The 24,376-nt window shown below is 58.1% G+C and carries 24 protein-coding genes; 9 read left to right on the top strand and 15 right to left on the bottom strand.

Features of this window, described 5'->3' with window-relative positions; genetic code table 11:
• Positions 1-37: 37 nt before the first annotated feature.
• The 5 genes from ACR0LY_RS04355 to ACR0LY_RS04375 all read right to left on the bottom strand — a co-directional run bounded on the left by ACR0LY_RS04355 (position 38) and on the right by ACR0LY_RS04375 (position 5,376).
• Positions 38-1,135 (bottom strand): ABC transporter substrate-binding protein, encoded by a 1,098-nt coding sequence (locus ACR0LY_RS04355; RefSeq protein ID WP_170348511.1) that lies wholly within the window; start codon positions 1,133-1,135, stop codon positions 38-40.
• Between the two features lie 110 nt (positions 1,136-1,245).
• Positions 1,246-2,337, bottom strand: coding sequence for an ABC transporter ATP-binding protein (locus tag ACR0LY_RS04360; RefSeq protein WP_170348510.1), 1,092 nt, complete (start codon positions 2,335-2,337; stop codon positions 1,246-1,248).
• Between the two features lie 146 nt (positions 2,338-2,483).
• Entirely contained in the window at positions 2,484-3,194 is a 711-nt protein-coding gene (locus ACR0LY_RS04365; protein ID WP_170348509.1) for a maleate cis-trans isomerase family protein, read from the bottom strand.
• Positions 3,191-4,336 carry a M24 family metallopeptidase gene (locus ACR0LY_RS04370; RefSeq protein ID WP_170348508.1) on the bottom strand — a complete coding sequence of 382 codons (1,146 nt, stop codon included), beginning with the start codon at positions 4,334-4,336 and terminating at the stop codon, positions 3,191-3,193. Before ACR0LY_RS04370 ends, ACR0LY_RS04365 begins: the two co-directional genes overlap by 4 nt.
• On the bottom strand, positions 4,333-5,376 hold the full coding sequence (locus ACR0LY_RS04375) for a pyridoxal-phosphate dependent enzyme (protein ID WP_170349389.1): 1,044 nt from the start codon (positions 5,374-5,376) through the stop codon (positions 4,333-4,335). Before ACR0LY_RS04375 ends, ACR0LY_RS04370 begins: the two co-directional genes overlap by 4 nt.
• Positions 5,377-5,461: 85 nt before the next feature.
• Here ACR0LY_RS04375 and ACR0LY_RS04380 point away from each other — a divergent pair, with 85 nt between their 5' ends.
• Positions 5,462-6,646, top strand: coding sequence for a M24 family metallopeptidase (locus ACR0LY_RS04380; RefSeq protein WP_170348507.1), 1,185 nt, complete (start codon positions 5,462-5,464; stop codon positions 6,644-6,646).
• Positions 6,643-7,800, top strand: coding sequence for an acetylornithine deacetylase (gene argE, locus ACR0LY_RS04385; protein ID WP_170349387.1), 1,158 nt, complete (start codon positions 6,643-6,645; stop codon positions 7,798-7,800). The genes ACR0LY_RS04380 and argE overlap by 4 nt, the downstream gene beginning before the upstream one ends.
• Here the strand turns inward: argE and ACR0LY_RS04390 are convergent.
• From ACR0LY_RS04390 to ACR0LY_RS04415, 6 genes are read right to left on the bottom strand one after another with little or no spacing between them, the layout of a single operon-like run.
• Entirely contained in the window at positions 7,797-8,663 is an 867-nt protein-coding gene (locus ACR0LY_RS04390) for an urea carboxylase-associated family protein (protein ID WP_170348506.1), read from the bottom strand. The genes argE and ACR0LY_RS04390 overlap by 4 nt on opposite strands.
• Positions 8,664-8,692: 29 nt before the next feature.
• Positions 8,693-10,171 carry an aldehyde dehydrogenase gene (locus tag ACR0LY_RS04395; protein WP_170348505.1) on the bottom strand — a complete coding sequence of 493 codons (1,479 nt, stop codon included), beginning with the start codon at positions 10,169-10,171 and terminating at the stop codon, positions 8,693-8,695.
• Between the two features lie 8 nt (positions 10,172-10,179).
• On the bottom strand, positions 10,180-11,214 hold the full coding sequence (locus tag ACR0LY_RS04400) for an LLM class flavin-dependent oxidoreductase (RefSeq protein WP_170348504.1): 1,035 nt from the start codon (positions 11,212-11,214) through the stop codon (positions 10,180-10,182).
• Positions 11,215-11,226: 12 nt separating this feature from the next.
• The gene (locus ACR0LY_RS04405; protein ID WP_170348503.1) at positions 11,227-12,135 is read right to left on the bottom strand and encodes a flavin reductase family protein; all 909 of its coding nucleotides are present in this window, start codon (positions 12,133-12,135) and stop codon (positions 11,227-11,229) included.
• The gene (locus ACR0LY_RS04410) at positions 12,132-12,911 is read right to left on the bottom strand and encodes an alpha/beta fold hydrolase (RefSeq protein ID WP_170348502.1); all 780 of its coding nucleotides are present in this window, start codon (positions 12,909-12,911) and stop codon (positions 12,132-12,134) included. Before ACR0LY_RS04410 ends, ACR0LY_RS04405 begins: the two co-directional genes overlap by 4 nt.
• Positions 12,883-13,482: an amino acid synthesis family protein gene (locus ACR0LY_RS04415; RefSeq protein ID WP_170348501.1), complete on the bottom strand. Its 600-nt coding sequence runs from the start codon at positions 13,480-13,482 to the stop codon at positions 12,883-12,885. Before ACR0LY_RS04415 ends, ACR0LY_RS04410 begins: the two co-directional genes overlap by 29 nt.
• A gap of 107 nt (positions 13,483-13,589) precedes the next feature.
• Here ACR0LY_RS04415 and ACR0LY_RS04420 point away from each other — a divergent pair, with 107 nt between their 5' ends.
• The 5 genes from ACR0LY_RS04420 (at position 13,590) to ACR0LY_RS04440 (ending at position 19,577) form a co-directional block, all read left to right on the top strand.
• Positions 13,590-14,447 (top strand): LysR family transcriptional regulator, encoded by an 858-nt coding sequence (locus ACR0LY_RS04420; RefSeq protein WP_170348500.1) that lies wholly within the window; start codon positions 13,590-13,592, stop codon positions 14,445-14,447.
• An 84-nt stretch (positions 14,448-14,531) separates the two neighbouring features.
• The gene (locus tag ACR0LY_RS04425; RefSeq protein ID WP_170348499.1) at positions 14,532-15,782 is read left to right on the top strand and encodes a sarcosine oxidase subunit beta family protein; all 1,251 of its coding nucleotides are present in this window, start codon (positions 14,532-14,534) and stop codon (positions 15,780-15,782) included.
• Positions 15,783-15,794: 12 nt separating this feature from the next.
• Positions 15,795-16,082: a sarcosine oxidase subunit delta gene (locus tag ACR0LY_RS04430; protein WP_068335048.1), complete on the top strand. Its 288-nt coding sequence runs from the start codon at positions 15,795-15,797 to the stop codon at positions 16,080-16,082.
• Complete coding sequence (locus tag ACR0LY_RS04435) at positions 16,079-19,024, top strand: sarcosine oxidase subunit alpha family protein (protein ID WP_170348498.1); 2,946 nt, start codon at positions 16,079-16,081, stop codon at positions 19,022-19,024. The genes ACR0LY_RS04430 and ACR0LY_RS04435 overlap by 4 nt, the downstream gene beginning before the upstream one ends.
• Complete coding sequence (locus tag ACR0LY_RS04440) at positions 19,017-19,577, top strand: sarcosine oxidase subunit gamma (protein ID WP_170348497.1); 561 nt, start codon at positions 19,017-19,019, stop codon at positions 19,575-19,577. The genes ACR0LY_RS04435 and ACR0LY_RS04440 overlap by 8 nt, the downstream gene beginning before the upstream one ends.
• 8 nt (positions 19,578-19,585) lie before the next feature.
• On the opposite strand, the gene ACR0LY_RS04445 is transcribed toward ACR0LY_RS04440, so the two are convergent.
• On the bottom strand, positions 19,586-20,590 hold the full coding sequence (locus tag ACR0LY_RS04445; protein WP_170348496.1) for a GlxA family transcriptional regulator: 1,005 nt from the start codon (positions 20,588-20,590) through the stop codon (positions 19,586-19,588).
• Positions 20,591-20,634: 44 nt separating this feature from the next.
• Positions 20,635-20,883 (bottom strand): hypothetical protein, encoded by a 249-nt coding sequence (locus tag ACR0LY_RS04450; RefSeq protein ID WP_170348495.1) that lies wholly within the window; start codon positions 20,881-20,883, stop codon positions 20,635-20,637.
• A 166-nt stretch (positions 20,884-21,049) separates the two neighbouring features.
• Here ACR0LY_RS04450 and ACR0LY_RS04455 point away from each other — a divergent pair, with 166 nt between their 5' ends.
• Positions 21,050-21,919, top strand: a complete 870-nt coding sequence (locus ACR0LY_RS04455; protein ID WP_170348494.1) for a LysR family transcriptional regulator — start codon at positions 21,050-21,052, stop codon at positions 21,917-21,919.
• Position 21,920: 1 nt separating this feature from the next.
• On the opposite strand, the gene ACR0LY_RS04460 is transcribed toward ACR0LY_RS04455, so the two are convergent.
• Together ACR0LY_RS04460 and gcvA are read right to left on the bottom strand one after the other, a co-directional pair.
• Positions 21,921-22,532 (bottom strand): YrbL family protein, encoded by a 612-nt coding sequence (locus ACR0LY_RS04460; RefSeq protein ID WP_170348493.1) that lies wholly within the window; start codon positions 22,530-22,532, stop codon positions 21,921-21,923.
• Positions 22,533-22,598: 66 nt separating this feature from the next.
• On the bottom strand, positions 22,599-23,537 hold the full coding sequence (gene gcvA / locus ACR0LY_RS04465; protein WP_170348492.1) for a transcriptional regulator GcvA: 939 nt from the start codon (positions 23,535-23,537) through the stop codon (positions 22,599-22,601).
• Between the two features lie 113 nt (positions 23,538-23,650).
• On the opposite strand from gcvA, the gene ACR0LY_RS04470 reads away from it, so the two are divergent.
• Positions 23,651-24,358: an SDR family oxidoreductase gene (locus ACR0LY_RS04470; protein WP_170348491.1), complete on the top strand. Its 708-nt coding sequence runs from the start codon at positions 23,651-23,653 to the stop codon at positions 24,356-24,358.
• Positions 24,359-24,376: the final 18 nt, after the last annotated feature.

The following is a 24,376-nucleotide window of genomic DNA, read 5'->3' on the forward strand; positions in this document are numbered from 1 at the left end:
CGTGCCGCCCCCTGACTGTTTTTTTGAACTTGAAAGGTTACTGCGACAGCCAGGCCTGGAAACGTGCGTCCAGATCATCGCGGTAGTCAGCCCACCATTCGTAGTTGTTCACAAAGGTGTTCTTCGCGTTACGCGGATCGGTCGGCATGTGCGGTGCCATGTCGATACCCAGATCGGCATGCTTATCGACCAGAGGCGCCGAGGACTTACGTGCCGGACCATACGAGATGTATTTTGCCTGATCCGCCAGACGCTGTGTATCGGACGAGAACCGGATGTAATCCAAGGCCCGTGCCTCACGCTCAGGGCTCAGACCAGCCGGGATCGCCCAGCCGTCCAGATCAAACATCTGCCAGTCCCAAGCCATGCCAACAGGCTGATTCTGCTCGACAATCATCGAGAACAGACGGCCATTATAGGTGGACCCCATAAAGATCTCGCCATCAGCCAAAAGCTGAACCGGCTCGGCGGCGGCCGACCACCAGATCGTCTGATCCTTGATCGTGTCCAGCTTGGCCAACGCACGTTCAACACCCTCTTCAGTTTCAAGCGTGTCGTATACGTCTTCGTAAGCTACGCCATCACAAAGCAGGGCCCATTCCATATTGGCGATTGGGCGTTTGTTGAGTGCGCGTTTGCCTGGATACTTCTCAAGGTCGAATACATCGCACGCTCCGGTCGGAGGCTCTACACCTTCTGGCACCATATCGGTGCGATAGCCGAAGGTTGTCGAGTATACGATCGTCGGAATATAGCAAGGTGAGACAAGTTGATCGCCAAAGTCCTCAGACGCTGGTGTTCCATCAGGCGCAGGGGCCAGATGCACGTCGGGGTCGATTTCAATAATCAGGCCTTCGTCGCAGGCTCGAATATTGTCAGCGGCTTCAAGATCGACAACGTCCCACGTGACGTTACCCGCTTCGTTCATAGCGCGCAGCTTGGCAACACCTTCGGGCGAGCTGTCATCATTCAGAATGGTGACACCAGTCTTTTCCGAATAGGGCTCGTGATACGCTTTCAACTGCGATTTGGAATACGCGCCGCCCCACGAGACGATTGTCATCTCTTCGGCCATAGCGCCACCAGCAATTGCGGCAACCGCACTCGCCAATAGAGTGGTTTTGGTAACTTTCATTGTTAACTCCCTGTTATTCCCGTTAATTTTAGCTTTTCAGATCAGGTCACGGGGTGCCTGATCATCTGATATCCCGCGCGTCCGGGCAGAGCGCGCGGGTATTTCCTTGCTCAGGCGTCAAGCGCCCGGCAATCATGGGCCAGCCAGCCGATTTCAACCTCTTGGCCCGGCTGCAGTTTTACCGCATCCGGCGCGTTTCGGGTTTTGATGATGAAATCGTCGTTCCCCGCAACAGACAGGCGGAAGCGGAACACGTCACCCATATAGATGAATTCTTTGACCGTTGCCTTCAGCGTATGCGCATCGGCGTGCAGACGATCTTTGTTGAACTCGACCCGTTCGGGGCGGATGGAAACCTTGGTCCGATCTCCCGGGTTGTGGACGTTTACCGGTTTGGCGTCAATCTCAGACCCATCGTCCAAAGCCACCACGCATGAATCGCCGTCGATGGATTTAACAACGCCTTCCAACGTATTGTTTTCGCCAATAAACTGCGCAACGAAGCTATTTTCGGGTTCTTCGTACAGAAGATCGGGTGGGGCCAATTGCTGAATGCGCCCATCGTCAAACACTGCGACACGGTCCGACATCGTCAACGCTTCGGTTTGGTCGTGTGTCACATAGACCGTGGTGATCCCAAGCTCATGCGCCAGTCGGGTGATTTCAAACTGCATATGTTCGCGCAACTGTTTGTCCAGCGCGCCCAGCGGTTCGTCCATCAACACCAGTTCGGGTTCGAAGACCAGCGCCCGCGCCAAGGCGATACGCTGTTGCTGACCACCCGAAAGCTGCGCCGGACGGCGGCTGCCAAATGCCCCCATCTGAACCATATCCAGCGCGCGCTTGACCTTTTCCTCGCGCTGATCCTTGCCCATTTTCCGCACTTCCAAAGGAAAGGACAGGTTTTCGGCCACGGTCATGTGCGGAAACAGGGCATAGTTCTGGAACACCATCCCGATGCCACGTTTATGCGGGGGAATATTGTTGATCGGTTTCCCGTCCAACATGATCTCACCATGCGTGGCGGTTTCAAACCCTGCCAACATCATCAGGCAAGTTGTCTTACCAGACCCTGACGGGCCCAACATTGTCAGAAACTCACCTTTTGGCAACGAGAGGTTTAGATCTTTTACAACGAGTATTTCACCATCATAAGACTTCTGGACACGTTGAAACTCGACGAACGCAGCGTCATTGGACATATACCGACTTGGCTCCCTGTGCGGTCTGTTGGTTGCCCGGTTTATCCGGATCTCAAAGACCATTGGGGACATTTAAGGACATGCAGGGCGCGCCGTGCAACCAAAAATATATTTGAAGCACTACAATTTTGGATACGGTCACCCCTTCAATGATGCGAATTCAGTTCCCGCATGTGCCACGCAAGGCTTTGATTGCTGGACAAAACCGGCTTTCCTAGCCGCTCCTGAATCTCACGGATCGCATCAAAAGTTCTTAGATTTGTGCAACTTAGAAAAATAGCTTCAACCGAAGAATCAGCACCTAGCTTGAGCGCTGCATCAACCACAGAGCGCCGCGAAATGCGCACAACTTTCGATTCTTCAGCCTCTCCGAACGAGCCGAAAACATCCATTGAAACCCCGTTTTCGGCGAATGCCCGACGTAATGGTTCGTTCACATCTTGTATATATGGCGACAGCAGCGCGAATTTTGAGACTCCCAAATGCGCCGCGCAGGCCGATGCAGCACGCAAGGGATTGGTGACCACAGCGGCATTGCAGGTCTCTTGTACCATACGCTCGACCTGCTCGGACCCGATGACCGAACTGGCGGATGTGCATCCATATCCAACCACCTTGTAGGGGCGAATTTTCGGCAGCAAATCCGCCGCTGCGGGCAATGCCTTTTCCATTTGCGCCAAGGTATCGGTCGTAACTTCAGTTCCGCTTGGAATACGCGAGACATAGATCGGATAGGTTCGATCGGCGAAATAGGCATTGAACTCGGGCTCAATGGTCTCATCCGTTTGCAAAACGATCAGGCCCATTGGTGAGGCAGCTGGATCATCCGCATCCAACGTATAGGGAAGATAGCTCATATCTGGGGCAACTCCGGACCGACTCTTGGGCTGATAAAGCGCGGTGCGCCTTGCGTGATGACGATATTTTCTTCGTGGACCAGTATTTTATCGCCCACGGCGATGCCTGGCTCTAATGTCAGGACCATCCCGGGTTCCAATACCGTGTGATCCGATGGGATCAGAGAAGGCCATTCCGTCAACGACATGCCAAGGCCATGTCCCAACCTCCCTGCACCGGTGTCTTCGCTGTTTCGGGACAAGATCGCGTTCATTGCTTGGAACAGATCAGCTGCAGTTGCGCCTGGGCGTGCCGCTTCAAACCCCGCATCTGATGCTTCGATCAACGTGGCATAAGCGTCGCGCACTTGCGCCGACGTCTGCCCGACCGACCAATTGCGGTCGTAATCGCAAAAATACCCGTCCCACACCAAGCCTGTGTCCAACATTAAAACATCCCCCGACACCAATGCGGTTGGACGGGCTGGAGAGATCACGTCGGCATACCCGCCCTGCTCGGCCCCGCCAGCCAGATACGGCACCCAATCCGCGCCTTCCTCAAGGCACAGCATCTGAAAACGGCGGAACACCTCGTCCAAAGCAACATCTTCTCCGGCGATCTCGGGCACGCGTTGAAAGGCCCTGCCCCCGATTGCGCAGGCGGTTTCGATCTTGGCGATCTCTGCCTCGGATTTCACCATTCGCAACGCACGGAGAATACCTCCGTCGCTGACCAGACGACGGGAACCCAACCTTTCCTGCAACCTGTTAAGATCGGCCAAAGGCATGCGAACATGGGTTTCGTGACCATCCGGCAGACCGATTACCGCATCTGCAGGGCAGATTTCGAACAAAGCGTCGGCCAGCAGGCTAACACCATCGTCGGTCAAGTCCGGCGCGCTCCAGGTGCGAATGTCTTCGATCCAGGTTGTCGCCATCAATGCCGCCCCGATCGATGGGATGACGGCGATCGGTTTGCCAGTTGCAGGCACGATCAGGTACCACGGGCGCGTCGGGCTTTCCCAAAACCGGGTCAGATACCCTGTAAAATAGCGAACCTCGGGTTCTGTGGTCAGCAACAGCGCCGACAGCCCCTCTTGCGCCATCCGATGTTGCGCACGCTCGGTCCGCGACTGGAATTCGGACGCTTCAAAGCCCCTCATTCGGCAATCTCTGAGATAATGCACAGAACACGAGCATTTGGTTCGATGCCCAGACCCGCCCGCGCATCCGCATTCATCACGGCGGCAACCCCCGCCCCGCCCGAAGCCGTTGTAGCGATGCCAGCATCGGCCATTGCGGGAAGATGTTCAGTCACCTGCTCATCGGTCAGGGTCAGGAAACTGTCGGCATCCCTGGCCAATCCGTTCAAGGCAATCAGAGACGGTTCCTTGCAATCGAGACGCCCCATGACGCTGTCCGGACCATCGGCGAACACGCAGGCGCCAGCCTCAATACTGGCTTGCAAGGCCGGAGCTGCATCGGGTTCGACAACGATGATCTGAGGTTCTTGCCCCCAAGCCGTCCTCATATAGGCTGCGGCCGCTCCGGCCAAACCACCAACACCGGCCTGCAACATGATATGGGTCGGCACTTGCGGGCATTGGCGCACAGCTTCGGCGGCCATCTGCAGGTACCCCTCCATCAGAGTATGCGGCAGTTCGTAATACCCCTCCCACGAACTGTCCGACAGCAATATCCATCCGTTATCCCGCGCTGCTTTACTTGCAGCCTCCATGCTGGCGGCATAGTCCACGCCCTCGCGCACAACATCAGCACCCTGAGCGCGCAGGCGTTCGGCAAAACTTTCGGGTACGGTGTCTGCGATATAGACGACAGAATTGGCCCCGAAACGGCTCGCACCGGACGCGACGCTTAGGCCGTGATTGCCTGCGCTGGCGGTGACATAGGTCCGACCCGCCAGTGTCGAGGCGTCCGGGTTTTCCGCGATATCCGCCGCATGGCGCGCGATGACATAGGCCGCACCCAAGGCTTTGAACGACCCCAGATCCATCCGACCACGTTCATCCTTTGCCCACAGGTGTGCGACATCGGCCAACCCCTTCACTTCGGTCAGAGGCGTTTCTTTGTCCGACAGGCAGCGTGCGATCAATTCTGACGCGCGCGCGACATTGGTCGAAGGGTACGGCGCGGCCTCGATCAGTTTCTGGCCGCCGCGATGAGGGTTGGATGTGATTTTCAATTGAGCGTCTTTCCTGAGTTGCCCATTGACGTGATCGGATTCGTCAAGTTCTGTCAACAAAACTCGGTCACCACAGGAGCGTCCCATGGCCCATGCCAATCCGGCATTCAGCCCATCTGAGTATGATCGTCGGCTGGCAAAGACGCGTGCTGCCATGGCAGCAGCTGGTCTGGATGCGCTGTTCATTGAAGACCCGTCTAATATGACATGGCTGACGGGATATGAGGGTTGGTCATTCTACGTGCATCAGGGCGTATTGGTTCTGCATGACCGTGATCCGATTTGGTGGGGCCGCAATCAGGACGCCAACGGTGCCCGGCGCACGGTCTGGATGAAAGACGATCGGATTCGCGGGTACGCGGATCACTATGTGCAATCGACCGCCCGCCACCCGATGCAGGACCTTGCAGCTTTGATCCAGGACTGTGGACTGGCAGCGGGTCGGATCGGTGTCGAATTGGACAACTACTATTATTCGGCCAAGGCGCATCTGACCTTGATGGCCGAACTGCCGCAGGCCGAACTGGTCGACGCGAATGGGTTGGTGAACTGGCAACGCGCGGTGAAATCAGACGAGGAAATCACCCTGATGCGCAAGGCCGCGCGCATCTCGGAACATGTCACCGACGGCGTGATTGACCGGATTGAACCCGGATTGCGCAAGAACGAACTGGTCGCGCAGATTTATCACGATGCAATCTCGGGTGTGGGTGAAGACTGGGGGGATTACGCTGCCATCGTGCCCTTGCTGCCTTCGGGCAAGGATGCTGCCGCACCGCATCTGACATGGGATGGTGCGCCCTTCAAATCCGGCGAGTGCACGTTCTTTGAACTCTCTGGCTGTTACCGCCGCTACCACACGCCTTTCTGCCGGTCAGTTTTTCTGGGTCAACCGCCCGATTTTCTGTTGCGAGCCGAGGCGGCGCTGGTCGAGGGGCTTGAGGCTGGGCTGGACGCCGCCCGCGCGGGCAATCAGGCACGTGACATCGCGTTGGCCCTGGCCGCCCCGCTGGAGCGCGCCGGGATCGAACGCGGTGCGCGATGCGGCTATCCGGTTGGCCTCAGCTATCCGCCGGATTGGGGCGAGCGCACAATCTCTTTGCGCCCCGAGGATGAGACCGTTCTGGAACCCGGCATGACCTTCCACTTCATGCCCGGTCTTTGGATGGACGACTGGGGGCTTGAGATCACAGAGTCGATCCTGATCACCGAAACCGGAGCCGCGGAATGCTTTTGCAACCGGCCCCGAAAACTGTTCGTAAAGCCATGACCCTGCTAAGAACCACGGAAATCCTTGCCGATCTGATCGCCTTTGAAACGGTATCCGCTGACAGCAACCTTGAGATCATCCGCTATCTGACCGACCGCCTTGAGGCTTTGGGCGCGCGCTGTATCGAAACGCGGGATGCAACGGGCAAAAAGGCCAATGTCTTTGCCACGCTCGGGCCGGAAATGGCGGGTGGCATTTTGCTGTCAGGCCATACGGATGTGGTTCCGGTGGCCGATCAGGACTGGACAACGAACCCGTTTGAGATGACCGAAAGGGACGGCAAACTCTACGGTCGCGGCACCTGTGACATGAAAGGGTTTATCGCCGCCGCATTGGCCTTTGCCGAGACCTTGGACGTAAGCAAACTGACCCAACCGCTGCATTTCGCCTTTACCTATGACGAAGAAACCGGCTGTCTGGGCGCGCAGAACCTTGTCAGTGACCTATCCGAACGCGGCATCGTACCGGACATCGCCATCATCGGCGAACCAACCGAGATGCGCGTGATCGAAGGGCACAAGGGCTGCTTCGAATACACCACCAGTTTCGTTGGGCTTGAAGGGCATAGTTCGGCCCCTGATGACGGCGTCAATGCGGCTGAATACGCGGCGCGCTATATCGGCAAACTACTGGAGCTGCGTCATATCTTGAAATCGCGCGCGCCAAAGGGCAGCCCGTTTGAACCGCCCTGGACCACGGTCAATGTCGGGCGCATCTCGGGCGGTGTTGCCCATAATGTCATCGCCAGCAAAGCCGAGGTCGCGTGGGAAATGCGCCCCGTTCAATCCAGCGACGCCGAACTGGTCAGAAGCACCCTATCAGATTACGTCAAGCACAGCTTGTTGCCCGAAATGCAGGCCGTCCACCCCGACGCGAGCATCACGCAAGAAGCCGTGGCCGAGGTCGAAGGGCTTGAACCCATGGACGAAAACGCCGCGCGCGAATTGGTGGCCGAACTGACCGGCGCCAATGGCACTGGCGTCGTCGCCTTCGCCACCGAGGCCGGCCTGTTCCAACAACTGGGCGTACATGCCATTGTCTGCGGGCCGGGCTCGATCACCCAAGCGCACAAAGCGGACGAGTATGTCGAGATCGAGCAGCTTGATCTGTGCTGCCGAATGCTGAACCGCCTGGGCCGCCGCCTGATCGCTTAACCAGCTCCGTGTGTGCGGTTATAGGCCGAGCGCGCGGGTTGCACATGCGCGGCGCGCGCATCCTCGCCCGGATCATAGACCTCCATCACCAGCGGATAGCAGGCGGCAGCGTCCGAGGAATGCTCCGACGAACAATCCCCTCCGGGACAGGCCGAAAGACCGACGATCAAATCGATCTCGGCGTAGAACTCAAGATAGTCGCCGGGGCGCACCGGGCTTGCCTTCATGAAATACTGCCCGGTGTCTCGGGTGAACCCGGTACACATGAACACGTTCAGGACGTCATGCACCAGCATCTCGGCCTCGTGCAGCGGCAGGTTGCAATGGCTGGCCAGCGCACGGGTCAGGTTGGAATGGCAGCAATAATGGTAATCGTCGCCGGACAACAACCGCCCCGTATAGGGATCGCAGCGCGTGCCGATTACGTCATGGACCGATCCGCCGAACGCGTCGAACCCGTACCAATCCAGCGTATCATCGACGACAGTCGCCATAGGGCGCATGTTGGGAAAGCTCGACCACATGCGATCCCCGGTCGACAGATGGGTGCCGTGCAAAGCGCGGGTTTTGCCGGAATAGAACCGCTCGGACAGGTCGTGCTTGTTCCACATGTTCAGGTCGCCGACCTGCGGCCCATCGACCGACAACACCCGAACAAACGCGCCTGCCGGTACGTCGATACAGGCCGCATCACGTGGCGCTGCGATGGCCTCGGCGGTCTTGCTGGCGCCCTGCCGCAGTTTGGCCAACCCGGTCAGGTCCGGTTGCGTCAACGTCTCGGGCGGGTAGCAAATGACCGGTTGGATGGCCTTGCGGTCATCTTCATCCGTTGGTGCCGCGAAGTTCGGGTTTACCAGTTTCATCAACGCTCTCCCCGTGCTTTTGCACAGGCTTAGCGCATAATGAACGGGTTCGCCATCGGCTCTTGCGCGGTGTTGATCCAGGTTGTTTTGGTTCTGGTGTAATCCAATATTGCCTCAACCCCGGCCTCGCGCCCATAGCCTGATTGGTTGAACCCGCCAAAGGGCGCAATCGGTGAGATCGCACGATACGTATTCACCCAGCAAATCCCTGCTCTGATCCGTTTCGACACCCGATGCGCCCGCGCGAGATTCTGCGTGAACACGCCTGACCCCAGCCCATAAGGTGTGCTGTTCGCAAGCGCGATCGCTTCATCCTCGGTATCAAACGGCAACAGAGACATCACTGGCCCGAACATTTCGACCTTTAGCGTTTCTGTATCAGCCGAGGCGCACTGAACCAGTGTTGGCTTCATATAGTTCCCCGGTCGATCCGCGATCTCGCCCCCAAAGCGGACCGTCGCGCCCTGCCCGCGCGCTTTGGCCAGCGTTTCCTCGATCCGTCGCACCTGTGTTGCAGTGCAGAGCGGCCCCACATGCGTTTCCGCCTGCAGTGGGTCGCCCAGCCGGATGCCGCTGGCCTTTTGCTCAATCCGTTCGATCAGCGGTTCCAGAATGGATCGATGCACCAAACCTCGTGTTCCTGCTACGCAACTCTGCCCCGAGGCGCCAAAGTTCCCGGCGATCAGACCATTGGCCGCGCCATCCAGATCGGCATCTTCAAACACCAAAATAGGGGATTTGCCCCCCAGTTCCAACGAGGTGACAGCAAAGTTCTCGGCCGAGTTGCGCACCACATGCCGCGCAGTCTCTGGCCCACCCGTAAAGGCAATACGGTCAATATCCGGGTGGCGGGTCAGCGGAATGGCGCAGTTTTCAGCGTCACCTGTGATGACCGAGACGACGCCGGGTGGAAACCCGGCCTGTTCAATCAACCGCGCAAACTCCAGCATTGGCGCAGGCGCAATTTCTGAAGCCTTCAGAATAACCGAGCACCCTGCCGCCAATGCCGGACCCAATTTGGTCGCCGTCAGGAACATCTGCGCGTTCCATGGCACGATGGCAGCAACAACTCCAATAGGTTCGCGGGTCGTAAAGACGTGCATGTCGGGCTTGTCAATAGGCAGAACCGTTCCTTCGACCTTATCCGCCAGACCTGCGAAATAGCGGTAGTAGTCCGCTACATAACCCGTTTGTGCCGAAGTTTCCGCCAGCAGCTTGCCGCTATCGGTCGTCTCCAGTTCACCCAACTTAGTCGCATGTTCGGCCACCAGATCGGCCAGCCGGTATAACAGCTTGCCTCGCGCAGTCTGCGTCATATCCCGCCACGCCGGATCGTCCAAAACGCGTTTGGCAGCCGCAACTGCGCGATCGACATCCGCGGCCGAGGCACAAGCGAACGTGGCCCATCCCTGCCCCGTCGCTGGGTTTTCTGATGTCATGACCTGTGCGTTTGACCCTTCGGACCATTTGCCATCAATGAACAGTTGAAAATGCGGAAGATTTCCCATGGTGGTCCTCACTGAAAAGCTGGCATAACGTCGTCTATGAACCGCGCCAGAGAGGCGCGTTTACGTTCGTTGGTCATGCCGCTGTCGACCCAGAACGAAAACTCATCATATCCCAGATCCTCGTACCGTTTGATCCGGTCAATCACCTGCTGCGTGGTTCCTACGGTCAGATCACGGCCCAGCTTTTCGGTGGTATACATCGGGTTGGCGTCCATTTCGGCCTGCGTGATCGGTTCGATCAAGCCCTGCTGGATTGGTCGTTTATTCAGGAACCACGCACCGAAATAGTTATAGTAGCGCCGCAAATCCTGAATGCCCTGCGCCACGTCGTCATCATCCTTTCCAACATAGGTGTGATGCAGCAACATGATCTTTGGACGCGGCCCCGCATAGGTGTCGCAGGCATCGTTGAAGCGGCCCATCAGCGTTTCGATCTCCTCCATGCCCTGCCACAGCGGCGTGACCTGAATGTTAAATCCGTTATGGACGCCGAACTCGTGGCTGTTCGGGTCTCGAGCGGCGATCCATATAGGCGGGCCACCATCCTGCAACGGTTTCGGGGCCGAAGTCGTGGCCGGGAAGGTATAGAACTCACCATCATGCGCGCAGTCCCCTCGCCAAATTTGCGGCAATAGTGGCGTAGACTCTCGCATCCTTTGGCCGGCTTCCCAAGCGTCCATCTCGGGCATCAGACGCTCGTATTCAAAGGAATAGGCCCCGCGTGCAATGCCCAATTCGATCCGGCCCTTGGTGATCTGATCTGCCGCTGCGGCCTCACCGGCCAGCTTGATCGGATGCCAAAATGGCGCGACCACCGTACCCGTGCCAAGGCGCACATTCTTTGTATGATGCGCCAGATCGACCAGAGACAGGAACGGATTCGGCGCAATGGTGAATTCCATGCCATGATGCTCGCCCGTCCAAACCGCGCGCATGCCGCCCTCATCGGCCATTTTCACCAGACTAACGAACTCGTCATACAGAACGTCATGCGGCTGATCCGGCGTCAGGCGTTCCATATGGGCAAACAGCGAAAACTCCATCAATCGGCTCCTTTAGCGAAAACTGTGAATGTCGCCGCGTTCGGCGTCGCCCAGATACAAGGCGAAATCCCCGGTCTGAACCTCGCGTGCAAAGCGGGTCATCATGTGGTGAATGCCTTGGGTGGCGAAGGTCAAGTTGGGCAGGTTCGCAACCGGTACCCACTGGGCATTCGTAGATGCGCAGGGCTGATCTGCTGACGCCAGGAAAAACGTATATTGCAGCTTGGTCTCGGCGTCATTGAACGACGAATAAACCTGTTCGATCCGCGCATGGATACCGCGTTCCGACAACCCCTGCGCCAGCCTGTTCCGTTGACCACCAGTCTCAGCACCCGAGACTTGAACCGGGCGAAACGCAGTGCCATGGCGTTCCAGAAGTACTTGGTCGCCAGCTGTAATAATCGCACCGCAAACCGTTGGAACTTTGGCGTCCATCTCGGCCTCAAGACCCAGGCTGAAATACGATCCGCCCACATAGCCCAATCCGTCACCTGCAACGTGTGAGAATTCAAGCACACGGCCCATCAGGATGGTATGATCGCCTGCCGGAATGGCCTGATGGGTTTCGCAACAAAACTGCGCCACCGCTCCGTCAATCAGCGGCAAGTCATGCTCGCCGTTATGATGGGGAACTTTCGCGAACCGGTCGCCTTTATACCCTGCAAAAGTGTTCGAAACCTCTTGCTGACCTTCAGCCAGAATGTTGACGGCGAAATGACGGCAATCGGTGAACACTTTATAGCTGGACAGGAACTTGCCTGGGCACACCAGCAGCAGCGGCGGGTCTAGAGACACCGAGGAAAACGAGTTTGCCGTGAATCCAACCGGCACGCCATTTTCATCGCGGGTGGTCACCACTGTCACGCCGGTCATGAAGCTGCCAAAGGCATCGCGCAGGGCGCGTGGGTCCAACGTGGTCATGTCAGGCACTCCTGAACAAAGGGCAACAGCGTGGCGTTGACCTGCGCCGCATGGGTCATCGGCATCATGTGTGCTGCACCGGGGATGATCTCTGCCCGCCCCTTTGGTGCAAGGCTGGCCATCTGTAGCGACATAACGGGGGTCGAATTCGGCTCATCCGCGCCGGTCACAAACATGGCCGGACATGTAACCGCAGCCAACTGCGCTTCGGTCGGGCCGTCGCTTTCGGCAAAGACCGTATAGGCCGCCTTATAGGCGCGTGGATCGACCTCTTGCAGCCATCGCGCGCAGGCATCGCGTTCCGCTGATGCACTCTCTGCAAACCACCGGCGCAGAGTGACCGAGGCGTCGTTCGGCTGCTGCGCATCAAGCGCATGAGCCCGCGACAAGACTGCTTGTCGCGCCGCGAAGGAGCGCTTGTAGATGGCATTCAGGGCCGCAACCCCTTTGACATTTCGATTGTCCGAGGCCGCTATTTGCGTCGCAATCAGCGCACCCATCGAATGCCCGATCAGCACCGCAGGCTCGTTCAACAACGCGGTAATCGGCGCGGCGAAGCTATTCAGTCCACTTGGCGCGGCAAAAGCCGTTTCCCCGTGACCCAGCATGTCCGGGCAAACCACGCGATACCCAGCAGAAACCAAAGGCTCGATCTGCCCGCCCCACGCTTCGGCCCGCAGACCGACACCGTGCAACAGCACGACCAGAGGCCCCTCGCCCACGTCAATCGCGGCCAGATCATCGAACTTAGACCGAGGCCGGGTTGTCCACGTCATGACCCAAATCCTTCAAGTCCTGATAACGATCTCCAATCCGATGGTGCGGACGCCCCGTCGTCGCGCCGCCCAGCACAATCACAACCTCATCAGCGCGCGGTGCGTCGGGAATGGCGAATTGCAGCGTCAGATAATGCGACCGGCGACCGGCATCGTTCTTGTCCATCAGCGGCACCATGATCGGTGCGTTGGCTGGCCCTCGGGTATTGGTGAAAGACAGGTAGGATTTCGCCCCAACCGCCTGCCGGAAATGATTACCGAAATGCAGCGTGTGGATCAGGCCCGAGGCATGTTCGACCTCTCCGTCCAGCCCGACAACAGCCGCCTTACCATAGGCTTCGATTGCATCGCCGCTGCCAGCCAACGCAATCATTCGTCCGGTCAGTTCCTCACCTAAAACAGGGGCAAAGCTCAGAATCTCAGGCCTCAGGTCCTCGACATAACGTCCGGCCCACGGGTTGGTGACCACAGCCGCCACCGCGAACATCCGCCATGGGCGGTCTGCCTTGCGAAACCCTTCAACCAGAACCTCTTCGTCGTAGGTCACGATTTTTCGAATATTTGGCTGCACAAACGCCCCCTTTGATTGATTGGCAAACTATCCTCGGCCAGGGGCTGCTTTGACAAACGAAAGAACTTTGGTCTTAGGTATTAGTGACTCTAATATGTAGGTTACAAATGCCCAAAACCCTGCCCCCGCTCACGTGGTTCAGATCGTTCGAAGCCGCCGCACGACGGCTCAGTTCCACCGCCGCCGCTGACGAGATCGGCCTGACGCAATCCGCCGTCAGCCAACAGATCAGATCGCTGGAAACGCGGTTGGGTGTGGTGTTGTTTCACCGCCACGCGCGCGGCCTGTCGTTGACCGACGAGGGCCGAAAGCTGCTACCGAAGGTCGAAGCCGCGCTGGAGATGCTGCACTCGGCGGCGTCACCGTATCTGGCCGAGGAACGCGCGCGTCACCTTACCGTTGCGGCGTCGGTCAGCGTGCTGGAATGGGTGATATCCCCTGCGTTGCCGCTATTCCGGTCGCGAAACCCGGACACATCCGTGCGTTTTGTCAGCACGATCTGGCCGGATGAATACTCGGCCTCTCGCGCGGACATCGAAATACGGTTCGGATCTGCAAAACAGGTGGGTCGGGACGCAACCGAACTGTTGCCCAATGACCTGATCGCGGTGAAATCTCCCCAGTTGGACGGCGACTTGCCGGACCTGCCGTTGATCGAGGCGGTCGGCACATCCGGCAATTGGTCGTCCTGGTCCGAGGCAACTGGGTACACAATCCCAATCCCCACCTTCTACGTGGACTCTTACGGTCTCGCTCTACAACTCGCCACCACCGGAAACGGGGTGGCTTTGGTCAACGCTTTGGTCGCGGAACATGCATTACGCACCGGTCAGGTCATACGTGCCACCGAAGCTTCGGCCCCCGCAACCGAAGGGTATTTTCTGGCGGTCCAACGCCGCTCGCCCGAGGTAGACGCATTTCTGGAATGGTTTTCCGGCGCACTGCCTGAGGTAAGTCGCATTTAACGTCTGATTCAAACACGTGGATGTCGCATCTGAGGATATCCAAAGGCCTTATTTTAGTGAATTCTGGCGAAAAAGGTCCGATTCATGCGATATTCCGGCTTCCGAGTCATCAAAGAGGCGCTCACCGGCCACAAAGGGTGGAAACCGGTCTGGCGTGAGCCCGAACCCAAGGCGCATTACGACATCATCGTCATTGGCGGTGGTGGTCATGGGCTGGCAACAGCGCACTACCTGTCCAAGGTCTATGGTCAGCGCAATGTGGCGGTGGTCGAAAAAGGTTGGATCGGCGGCGGCAATGTGGGGCGGAACACGACGATTGTGCGCTCGAACTATATGCTGGACGGGAATGAACCGTTCTACGAGTTCTCAATGAAGCTGTGGGAAGGGCTTGAACAGGACCTGAACTACAACGCCATGATGAGCCAGCGCGGGATCATCAACCTGTTCCACACCGACGGTCAGCGAGATGCTTATACGCGGCGCGGCAATGCGATGATCCTGAACGGTGCGGACGCTGAACTGTTGGACGCTGATCAGGTTCGTAAGGAACATCCCTATCTGAATTTCGACGATGCCCGCTTTCCGATCAAAGGCGGCTTGGTTCAGCGCCGCGCGGGTACTGCTCGTCATGACGCGGTGGCATGGGGGTTTGCGCGATCGGCTGACCTGCACGGCGTCGACATCATCCAGAATTGCGAGGTCACAGGCTTGCGGATTGAGAATGGCAAATGCCTGGGCGTTGAAACGACTAAGGGCTTCATCGGCGCGAACAAAGTGGGCTGCGCGGTTGCGGGCAGTTCCGGCCGCGTGATGGGAATGGCCGGAATGCGATTGCCCATCGAGAGCCACGTTTTGCAGGCGTTTGTGTCCGAGGGGTTGAAACCGGTTCTGCCCAGCGTCATCACCTTTGGTGCCGGTCATTTCTATGTCAGTCAATCCGACAAGGGCGGGCTGGTTTTTGGCGGTGATATCGACGGCTATAACACCTATGCCCAACGCGGCAACTTGCCCGTGGTCGAGGATGTTTGTGAAGGCGGCGTGGCCCTGATGCCGATGATCGGCCGCGCCCGCCTGTTGCGGATGTGGGGTGGTGTGATGGACATGTCGATGGATGGCTCGCCCATCATCGACCGTACGCCGGTCGAGGGGCTCTATTTCAACGGCGGTTGGTGTTACGGCGGGTTCAAGGCAACCCCGGCCTCGGGTCATTGCTTTGCGCATCTTTTGGCGAAGGACGAGCCGCACCCGGTCGCCACCGCCTACCGCCTCGACCGGTTCCAGACAGGCCGGATGATCGACGAAAAAGGCGTGGGCAACCAGCCCAATCTGCACTGAGGGGACTGTACTATGATTATCAACCATCCCCTTTTGGGTCCGCGCGATGCCTCGGAGTTCACATATCTGGGTGATGCCTCACTGATCGATCGCCCGGACTGGCAGGCCGAGAACGCATCCGAGGCATTCTATGAATACGGCTACCTGCGAGACAATCCCGCCGGCGAGCATCAAGAGCTATGGTATCACGAGGCCGGAGACCGATCCTGGTTGGTCGTCACGCGCAACACGCTGACGCATGAGATTTCAAAGGTGGAACTGGCCCGCGACGTGGCCCGCGCACGGGGGCGATCCAAATGACTCAGACAAACCGGCTGAATGGCGGCCAGATCGACCGCAACACCTCTTTGTCCTTCAAATTTGACGGGCGCAGCTATACGGCGCATCCCGGCGATACTCTGGCCTCGGCCTTGCTGGCCAATGACGTGCGGCTGATCGGGCGGTCGTTCAAATACCACCGCCCTCGCGGGCTGCTGACCGCCGGGTCCGAAGAACCCAACGGCATGGTCGAACTGCGCACCGGTGCCCGCAAGGAACCCAACACCCGCGCCACAACAATTGAAATGTTCGACGGGCTTGAGGCGAAGTCGCAGAACCGCTGGCCCAGCCTGAAATTCGACGCGCTGGCCGTGAACGATATGTTCTCGAACTTCCTGTCGGCAGGGTTTTACTACAAGACCTTCATGTGGCCTGCCGCGTTCTGGGAAAAGCTCTACGAACCGATGATCCGCCGCGCCGCCGGTTTGGGATCGCTGTCGCAAGAGGCTGACCCGGATGAATATGACAAAGGGTTCCGTCACTGCGATCTGCTGATCATCGGCGCTGGACCCTCTGGCCTGATGGCTGCCCTGACCGCAGGACGTGCCGGGGCAGACGTTATTCTGGCGGATGAGGATTTCACCCTTGGTGGACGTCTAAACAGCGAGACCTATGCGCTGGGTGACCACAGCGCCCCGGACTGGGCGGCTCAAGCGGTTGCAGAGCTATCGTCTTTGCCTAACGTCAGGCTTATGCCGCGCACCACAGTCATCGGCGCGTTTGACCATGGCGTCTATGGCGCAGTGGAACGGACTGGGGATCATTTAGCCACCCTACCAGTGGGCAAACCCCGTCAGATCCTATGGCGTATTTACACTCAAAAAGCACTGCTTTGTGCCGGAGCCACGGAGCGCCCCATCGCGTTCGAAAACAACGACCGGCCCGGCATCATGATGGCCAGCGCATTGCGAACCTATGCCAACCGGTTCGCTGCCACCGCGTCGCAACGTGTGGCGATCTTTACCAACAATGATGACGGCCATCGCACCGCAGCCGATCTGCATGCCAAAGGCGTCACAATCACTGCCGTCGTGGATGTGCGCGAGGACGCACCTACCTGCTATGATTATGAGGTCCTGAAAGGCGCACAAGTCATTGATACCAAAGGCCGCCACGGGCTGACCTTTGTCGAGGTCGCCCTGGCTGACGGCTCAACCCGTACTCTGGAAAGCGGGGCGCTGGGCGTGTCCGGCGGCTGGAACCCGAACGTGCATATGACATGTCACCAGCGCGGACGCCCGGTCTGGGATGACGCTTTGGCCGCCTTTGTACCCGGAGAAAACCTGCCCGTCGGCCTGTCGGTTGCTGGTGCCGCAAACGGGGTGATGTCGACACATGGCGCCCTGCAATCCGGAGCGGAAGGCGCGGCCGACGCGTTGGAACTGACAGGTGTCTTGCCCGACTTGCCCGAAGCTGAGGATGCTCCTGTCTCGCAAACGCCATTCTGGTATGTGCAAGGATGCAAACGCGCCTGGGTGGATCAGCAGAACGACGTAACCGTTAAGGACGTCAAGCTCAGCTATCAGGAAGGGTTCCGATCAGTCGAGCACCTGAAACGCTATACCACGCTGGGCATGGCAACGGATCAGGGCAAGACCTCGAACATCACCGGCCTTGCGATCATGGCCGAGGTGGCCGGCAAGTCGATCCCCGAGGTCGGAACCACCATCTTCCGCCCGCCTTACACGCCCGTGCCGATTGGCACTTTCGCGGGCCGGATGAAGGGGCAGGAATTTCACCCGACCCGCCTGACGCCCTCGCACTATTGGGCCAAGGAACGCGGCGCCGTGTTTGTCGAGGTTGGCAACTGGCTGCGTGCGCAGTGGTTCCCCCTGCCCGGTGAAACCCATTGGCGGCAGTCCGTGGATCGTGAGGTACGCCAAACCCGCGCCTCGGTCGGGGTGTGCGATTGTACGACACTGGGCAAGATCGACGTGCAGGGCACCGATGCGGCCGAGTTTCTGAACCGCATCTACGCCAATGGCTTCGCAAAGCTGGCCGTAGGAAAAACCCGGTACGGACTGATGCTGCGCGAAGACGGAATGGTCATGGATGACGGCACCGCCGCGCGGATGGCCGAGGATCACTTCGTCGTCACCACAACCACGGCGAACGCTGTAAGTGTCTACCGCCACATGGAATTTGCGCGCCAGTGCCTGTATCCGGACATGGATGTGCAGTTGATTTCAACCACCGAAGCCTGGGCACAGTACGCCGTGGCCGGCCCCAATTCGCGCAAACTGCTGCAAAAGATCGTGGACCCAGAGTTCGATCTTTCAAACGACGCCTTCCCGTTCATGGCCTGTGGCAACGTCACCGTCTGCGGTGGGTTAAGGGCGCGGCTGTTCCGAATCTCGTTCTCAGGCGAGCTGGCCTACGAAATCGCGGTGCCCTCACGTTATGGCGACGCGCTGATGCGGCGGCTGATGGCCGAGGGTGAGGAATTTGACGTGGTGCCATACGGCACCGAAGCGCTGGGCGTGATGCGGGTCGAAAAAGGCCATGCCGCAGGAAGTGAACTCAACGGCACCACCACGGCACTGAACCTTGGCTTGGGCAAAATGGTGTCAAAGAAGAAAGACAGCATCGGCTCGGTCCTGTCCGAACGCGAGGCTCTGGTCGAGCCGGATGTCCTGCGACTTGTTGGGATCAAACCTCTGCAACCCGAAGATAGGGTCACAGCAGGCGGGCATCTGATGAACAGCGAAGGCGCGGTCGATGCGGCGCATGATCAGGGGTATGTCACTTCGGCTGTCTACTCGCCGATCCTCAACAGCAATATCGGCCTAGGCCTTGTGAAAAATGGGGCTGAGCGACTAGGCGAGAAAATGCGTCTGGTCTCACCCCTGACTGACCTGACCGTCGAGGTGGAACTTGTCTCCGCCCATTTCGTCGACCCTGAAGGAGAGCGTCTACGTGCATGATCTTGTTGCGATAACCGCCCTGGGCGGGACTGACCCACACGTGGACACCGTCGGAGGTGTCACATGTACCGAAGTGCCCGGCGTGGCGCTGGCTTCGGTCGCGGCCCGGATGGGGCAGGAAGACAAAGCCGCCACTTCTCTGGCCAAGTTGATCGATGCCCCCACCCCCGATATTGGTCGCTGGGCGGGTACAACGATCAGCGCGTTCTGGGCCGGCCCCGATCAATGGATGATTGAGGCCCCCTTTGACACCCACGAAGCGCTTGCCGAACAGGTCAAAACCGCCACGGGAGATGCCGCCTCGGTCACCGAGCAAACGGACGGCTGGACGCGGTTCGACCTGAACGGAGATCCTATTCCTGCGGTTCTGGAACTCCTGTGCCAGCTTGATCTGCGCAAGCTTGACCCAGGCAGCGCGGCGCGCTGTTCGATCCATCATATCGGTTGTTTTGTTCTGTGCCGAACACCCGAGAGTTTCAGTTTCTACGGTCCACGATCCTCGGCCGGTTCACTGCATCATGCCCTTTTGACGGCGATGCGCTCGGCACTTTGATCCATCGGTCAGACCGACGGGAGCGGCGCGTTATCTTCAACGCGAAAACGGTTGATTCTGCGGCGGTCTTCGCTGGGGCTGAGCCCGAAGGCCGCCCGATAATGCGTCACCAGAGGCGCGACCGAACCGTACCCGACGGCTGAGGCGATCTGGGGGATCGGGTCTTTGGTATAAACCACCATCTGCCGCGCAGCCTTCATACGCATGGCGCGGTAATAGTGGCTGGGGCTTTGACTGGTTGCCTGTTTGAAAGCCCGTTCGATCTGTCGGGGCGTCACCCCCATCTGCTGCGCCACCGCTGCCACGGAAATCGGCTCGCTCATATGCGCAGCGAACAACGCAACACTGCGGGAAACCAGAGGCGGCAGGTTATCGCCCGTGTCGGGCGCAGTTGCTCTGGGCACCTGCTGTTGCACACCGGCGCCGCGCATCATCGGGTGCTGGAACCAACAGGCGACTTCATGTGCGACGTCCCCACCCAGCCTATCCTGAATAAGATGCAATGCCAGATCAAACCCTGCCGCCGCGCCCGAAACGGTTGTTCGACTGGCATCTCTGACGATCACTTCACTGCGGGCATCCATGTCAGGGAATTCCGCTTCGAACGCGGCCTCATAACACCAATGAACCGACACCGGATGACCCTGCATGACACCCGACCGAACCAACGGAAAAACACCTGCGCTGATCCCGCCCAGAACCGTCCCGTGGCGGCCTAGATTGCGCAGGGCACCGTTGCCAAAACTCGGGTTGTCGAAGACCGAAGTCGGACTGCTGAGAAGGAAAATAATGTCAATGTCCTTGCAGGCTGCCAGAGATCGCTCGGCTTCGAATCCAACACCTGCGCTGGATTGGACCTTTTGGCCATTCTCGGAAATCAGGGACCAGAGGAACGCTTCTTGCCCCGCGATTTCATTGGCCGCCCGCAGCGGCTCGATCACCGAGGTCAGGCATGCCATGGGAAAGCCATCAAACAGCAAAAAGCCGATCTCGATTCTGTTTTCAGTCCGCATGGACCTGTCCTAGCAGGAAATCCGCCGCTGCCCTAAGCGAAGTTTCAAGCCCAGCGGATCAACCCGATGATGGCTGATGTTGCGTAAAACCCCTGTAGCAACAGAAATGTCCAGCGACGGTCGATCACAGCCCAGGCTGCGAACAGACCCGACGACAATAGCAGAAGCGTAAAACCCAACAGCTCCGCCCCGATATTCGAGGCGATCAGCAAGGCATAGGCCATCGCCAACACGGACCCGGTGATTTCAAACACCGTAGTCAGATTGCGACGCGAGGTTTCGAGTTTTTCCATGCTTCACCCCTGTCCTGTCATGCGGTTTATCGGAGCGGGCTCAGTGAAAAAAAATGTCATTTTGGGCCTTTGATGTTTTGTCTTTTCCTGTGACTAGACCAAGGTTATCATGTGACTCAAATGAATGATTGTCATTCTGTGATCTTTTTTTGTCATAGATCGGAAAATGAACGAACGCCTAGAAATTGACGCCCTACGCGCCTTGCTGGCCATTGCTGCACATGGTGGCGTGACCCGCGCAGCGGAACATCTGGCGTTGTCTCAATCTGCGGTCAGCCACAAAATTCGTCGGCTAGAGCAGGCGTTGGATTGTAACTTGCTGGCCCGCCGCGCCGGTGGCCCCTTGTTTACCGAAGCCGGTCAACGGCTATGCGACTATGCACGCCGGATCACTGATTTGCATGACGAAGCGTTGTCATCTTTGGGCAAGAAACCTCTGACCGGAACCATCCGCTTGGGCATGACCGAGGACACCGCCACAAGCGACATCGCCCGAATTGTGGGTCGTTTCACGCGGTTGTACCCTGACATTCGTGTCCGCACCCGCACCAGTCAAAGCCTAAACGTGCAGACCTGGTTGAAAGCCGGAGAGCTGGATGTGGCGGTGATGCAGATCTTTCGCCAGGACATTCTGCCTGACGATTTGATCCTGTTTGAAGACACGCTGCACTGGGTCAAATCGCCGGAATTTCACTTGGATTTATCCTCACCCGTGCCATTTCTCTCCTTCGATAGCCAATGTTTTTACAAACAATGGGGCATGGGACGAAAGCTGCACCAGTTCGACAATGTTCTAGAGTGCCCGAGTGCGGCGGGCATCCAATCGGCGGTGCGGTCGGGTTTGGGTGTTGCATTGTTGAACGGTATGCACATCACTTCGGACATGGAAATCATCGACAAGCTTTTCCCTGTCCCGCCCCGTATCGCCTTTGTCGCGCGCACGCATCTAAAGCGCCGAAACCCGGCTGCAATAGCTCTCATTCAGGAAATCCGTAAAGAGGTTGAGACCACGATGCCTGTGACCGACGCAGGCTGAGTTAACTCGCCCCGAGATTGAACGCTTTGGACATGCGTTCCCGGCGACGTTCGATCGATTTGTGAAACGCCAACTTGCTGAACAAAACAAGCGGGAACATCACCCGTTCCCCTAGCCCGTCGATGATGACCAGCTTTCCGCCGCGTTCCTGCGCGCGGACGATGTTTTCAAACCCCATGTCACCGACAATGATCTGCCCTTTTTTGAGATCGTCCATCAGTTCCATGAACTCATCATGCAGCCGTTGGCGCGCCTCCCTGTCCGACGCAACCGCGCGCTTTTCGGATTGCAGGGTCGGCGCAAGCCCACCATCTGAACCGGTCAGTTTTTCAACAACCAATGCCGGGCCTTGCGACGTCGGCGCATACCCCATGAACCGCGCGAGGCGTTCGATTTCCGGGCAGCCGCGATTCAACGCGGCCAGATATTCGTTCGCTTCTCGATTCCACTGCCGCAGATTGCCATAGCGCCAGGCCGCATATCGCGGAATCGTATGATGTCGAATAGGTTCATCCACCCGAACTTTCAACAACGCGCCTTCAATTTCAGGGTGTTGGAAAATCTTGTAGTTGCGGCTTTCGCGCAGCGGGGTGTGGCCGCTTAGGTCAATCATGTCTGTCAGGTCCCAATCATGAGAAACGTGCGCCGCAGGGGCACTTAGTGCTAAAATCAGTGCCCTTCATAGGGCGTTCTGATTTCCGTGACAATTCACCTTTGTTTCAGCCTGAACTAGCGATGACGCTTCCTGAACCTGTTTGATCAACCAGTTCCGAACCGCCTCGGCGACCTTTGCCTGTCTGGGCGTGCGTTGGGTGACGACGTGGTACCCCTCTTGCACCGGGGTTGCAAAAGAAACGGGTTGGCACAAGCGCTTGGCCTCAAGGTCCCCAGCGACAAATTCCCGGTTGGCCAGCGCGATGCCTTGCCTGGCGATTGCTGCATCGATGGCCAGCGAAGTCTGGCTGAACGCCATGGTCTTTAGCCCGGATACAGGCACCTCTCCCAAAGCGGCCTCCAGAAACAGGGGCCACTGGCCATGGGTGTCTTCGAGCAGAACATGGTTGATCAGGTCTGCAGGCGACTGAATGGGGCTATGCCCTGACGCGAGATCAGAATGGCAGACAGCGATCAACTCTGCAGAAAACAAAGGCTCGGAGACCAATCCCGGACCAAACGGTGGCTTACCCTGCCGGATCGCGATATCGACCCCGTCCGTCTGGAAATTCGCCAGCGTGTTCGACGCATCCAGACGTAGCCGGATATCGGGATGATCCTGTGCGAAATACCCCAATCTCGGCACCAGCCACCGTGTAGCAAAAGAAGGGGTTGAACTGATCGTGGCAACAACGTCTTGCGGTGACAAGTTTGCGGTTGCCTCGGCCATCAAGTCAAAAGCGCGACGGAGCGGTGCAAGATAGGCCCGGCCCTCATCAGTCAGGGACAGCCCTCTGGCCTGCCTGTGGAACAGCTTGATTTGCAATACTTCCTCAAGCGCCCGCACCTGTTGGGCCACAGCGCCTTGCGTGACGCCCAACTCATCAGCGGCCCGGCTGAAGTTCAGATGGCGCCCTGATGCTTCAAACGCCTTTAATGCGTTCAAGGGGGGTAAATTACGCATGGTTAGGGATTCAACCCGATAGATTTTCTACAAGGTTAAGGCAGAATTACTGATTGGTCAAACGTCATCGCTGACGCCATTTTTCATCCTAAGTAGACACAATGAGGTGCAACATGACGGACAACAAAGTCGCGATCATTATGGGCGGCGGCAGCGGCATGGGCGCGGAAAGCGCCCGTCGTTTGGAAGCTGATGGGTTCAACGTCGCCATCCTGTCATCATCGGGTAAAGGCGAAGCTTTGGCGACTGAATTGGGCGGCATCGGCTTGACCGGCACCAACAGGTCCAGCGCAGACATGCAAAGGTTGGTGGACATGACCATGGACCGCTGGGGTCGCGTTGATGTGTTGGTGAATTCAGCTGGTCACGGCCCCCGCGCCCCGGTTCTTGAGATCAGTGATGACGACTGGCACGAAGGGCTTGAGGTCTATTTCCTCAACACGGTAAGGGCCGCGCGGATCATCACCCCGATCATGATCGACCAAAAGTCCGGAGCAATCATCAACATCTCGACCTTCGCGGCGTTCGAACCCGACCCGGTGTTTCCAACGTCTGGTGTGATGCGGGCGGGTCTGGCAGCCTACACCAAATTGTTCGCGGACAAACATGCGACTGAAAATGTGCGCATGAACAACGTGCTGCCGGGCTTCATTGACAGCCTGCCGGAAAACCCGGACTGGAAGGCCCGCATCCCGATGGAACGATATGGCAAGGCCTATGACGAAATCGCAGCAACCGTAGCTTTTCTAGCGTCGGACGGTGGAGCATATATCACCGGCCAGAACATCCGAGTAGACGGTGGGCTGACACGGTCGGTGTAACACCGGCGACCGCCCTGC

Source organism: Ruegeria sp. BC5, assembly GCF_056539205.1.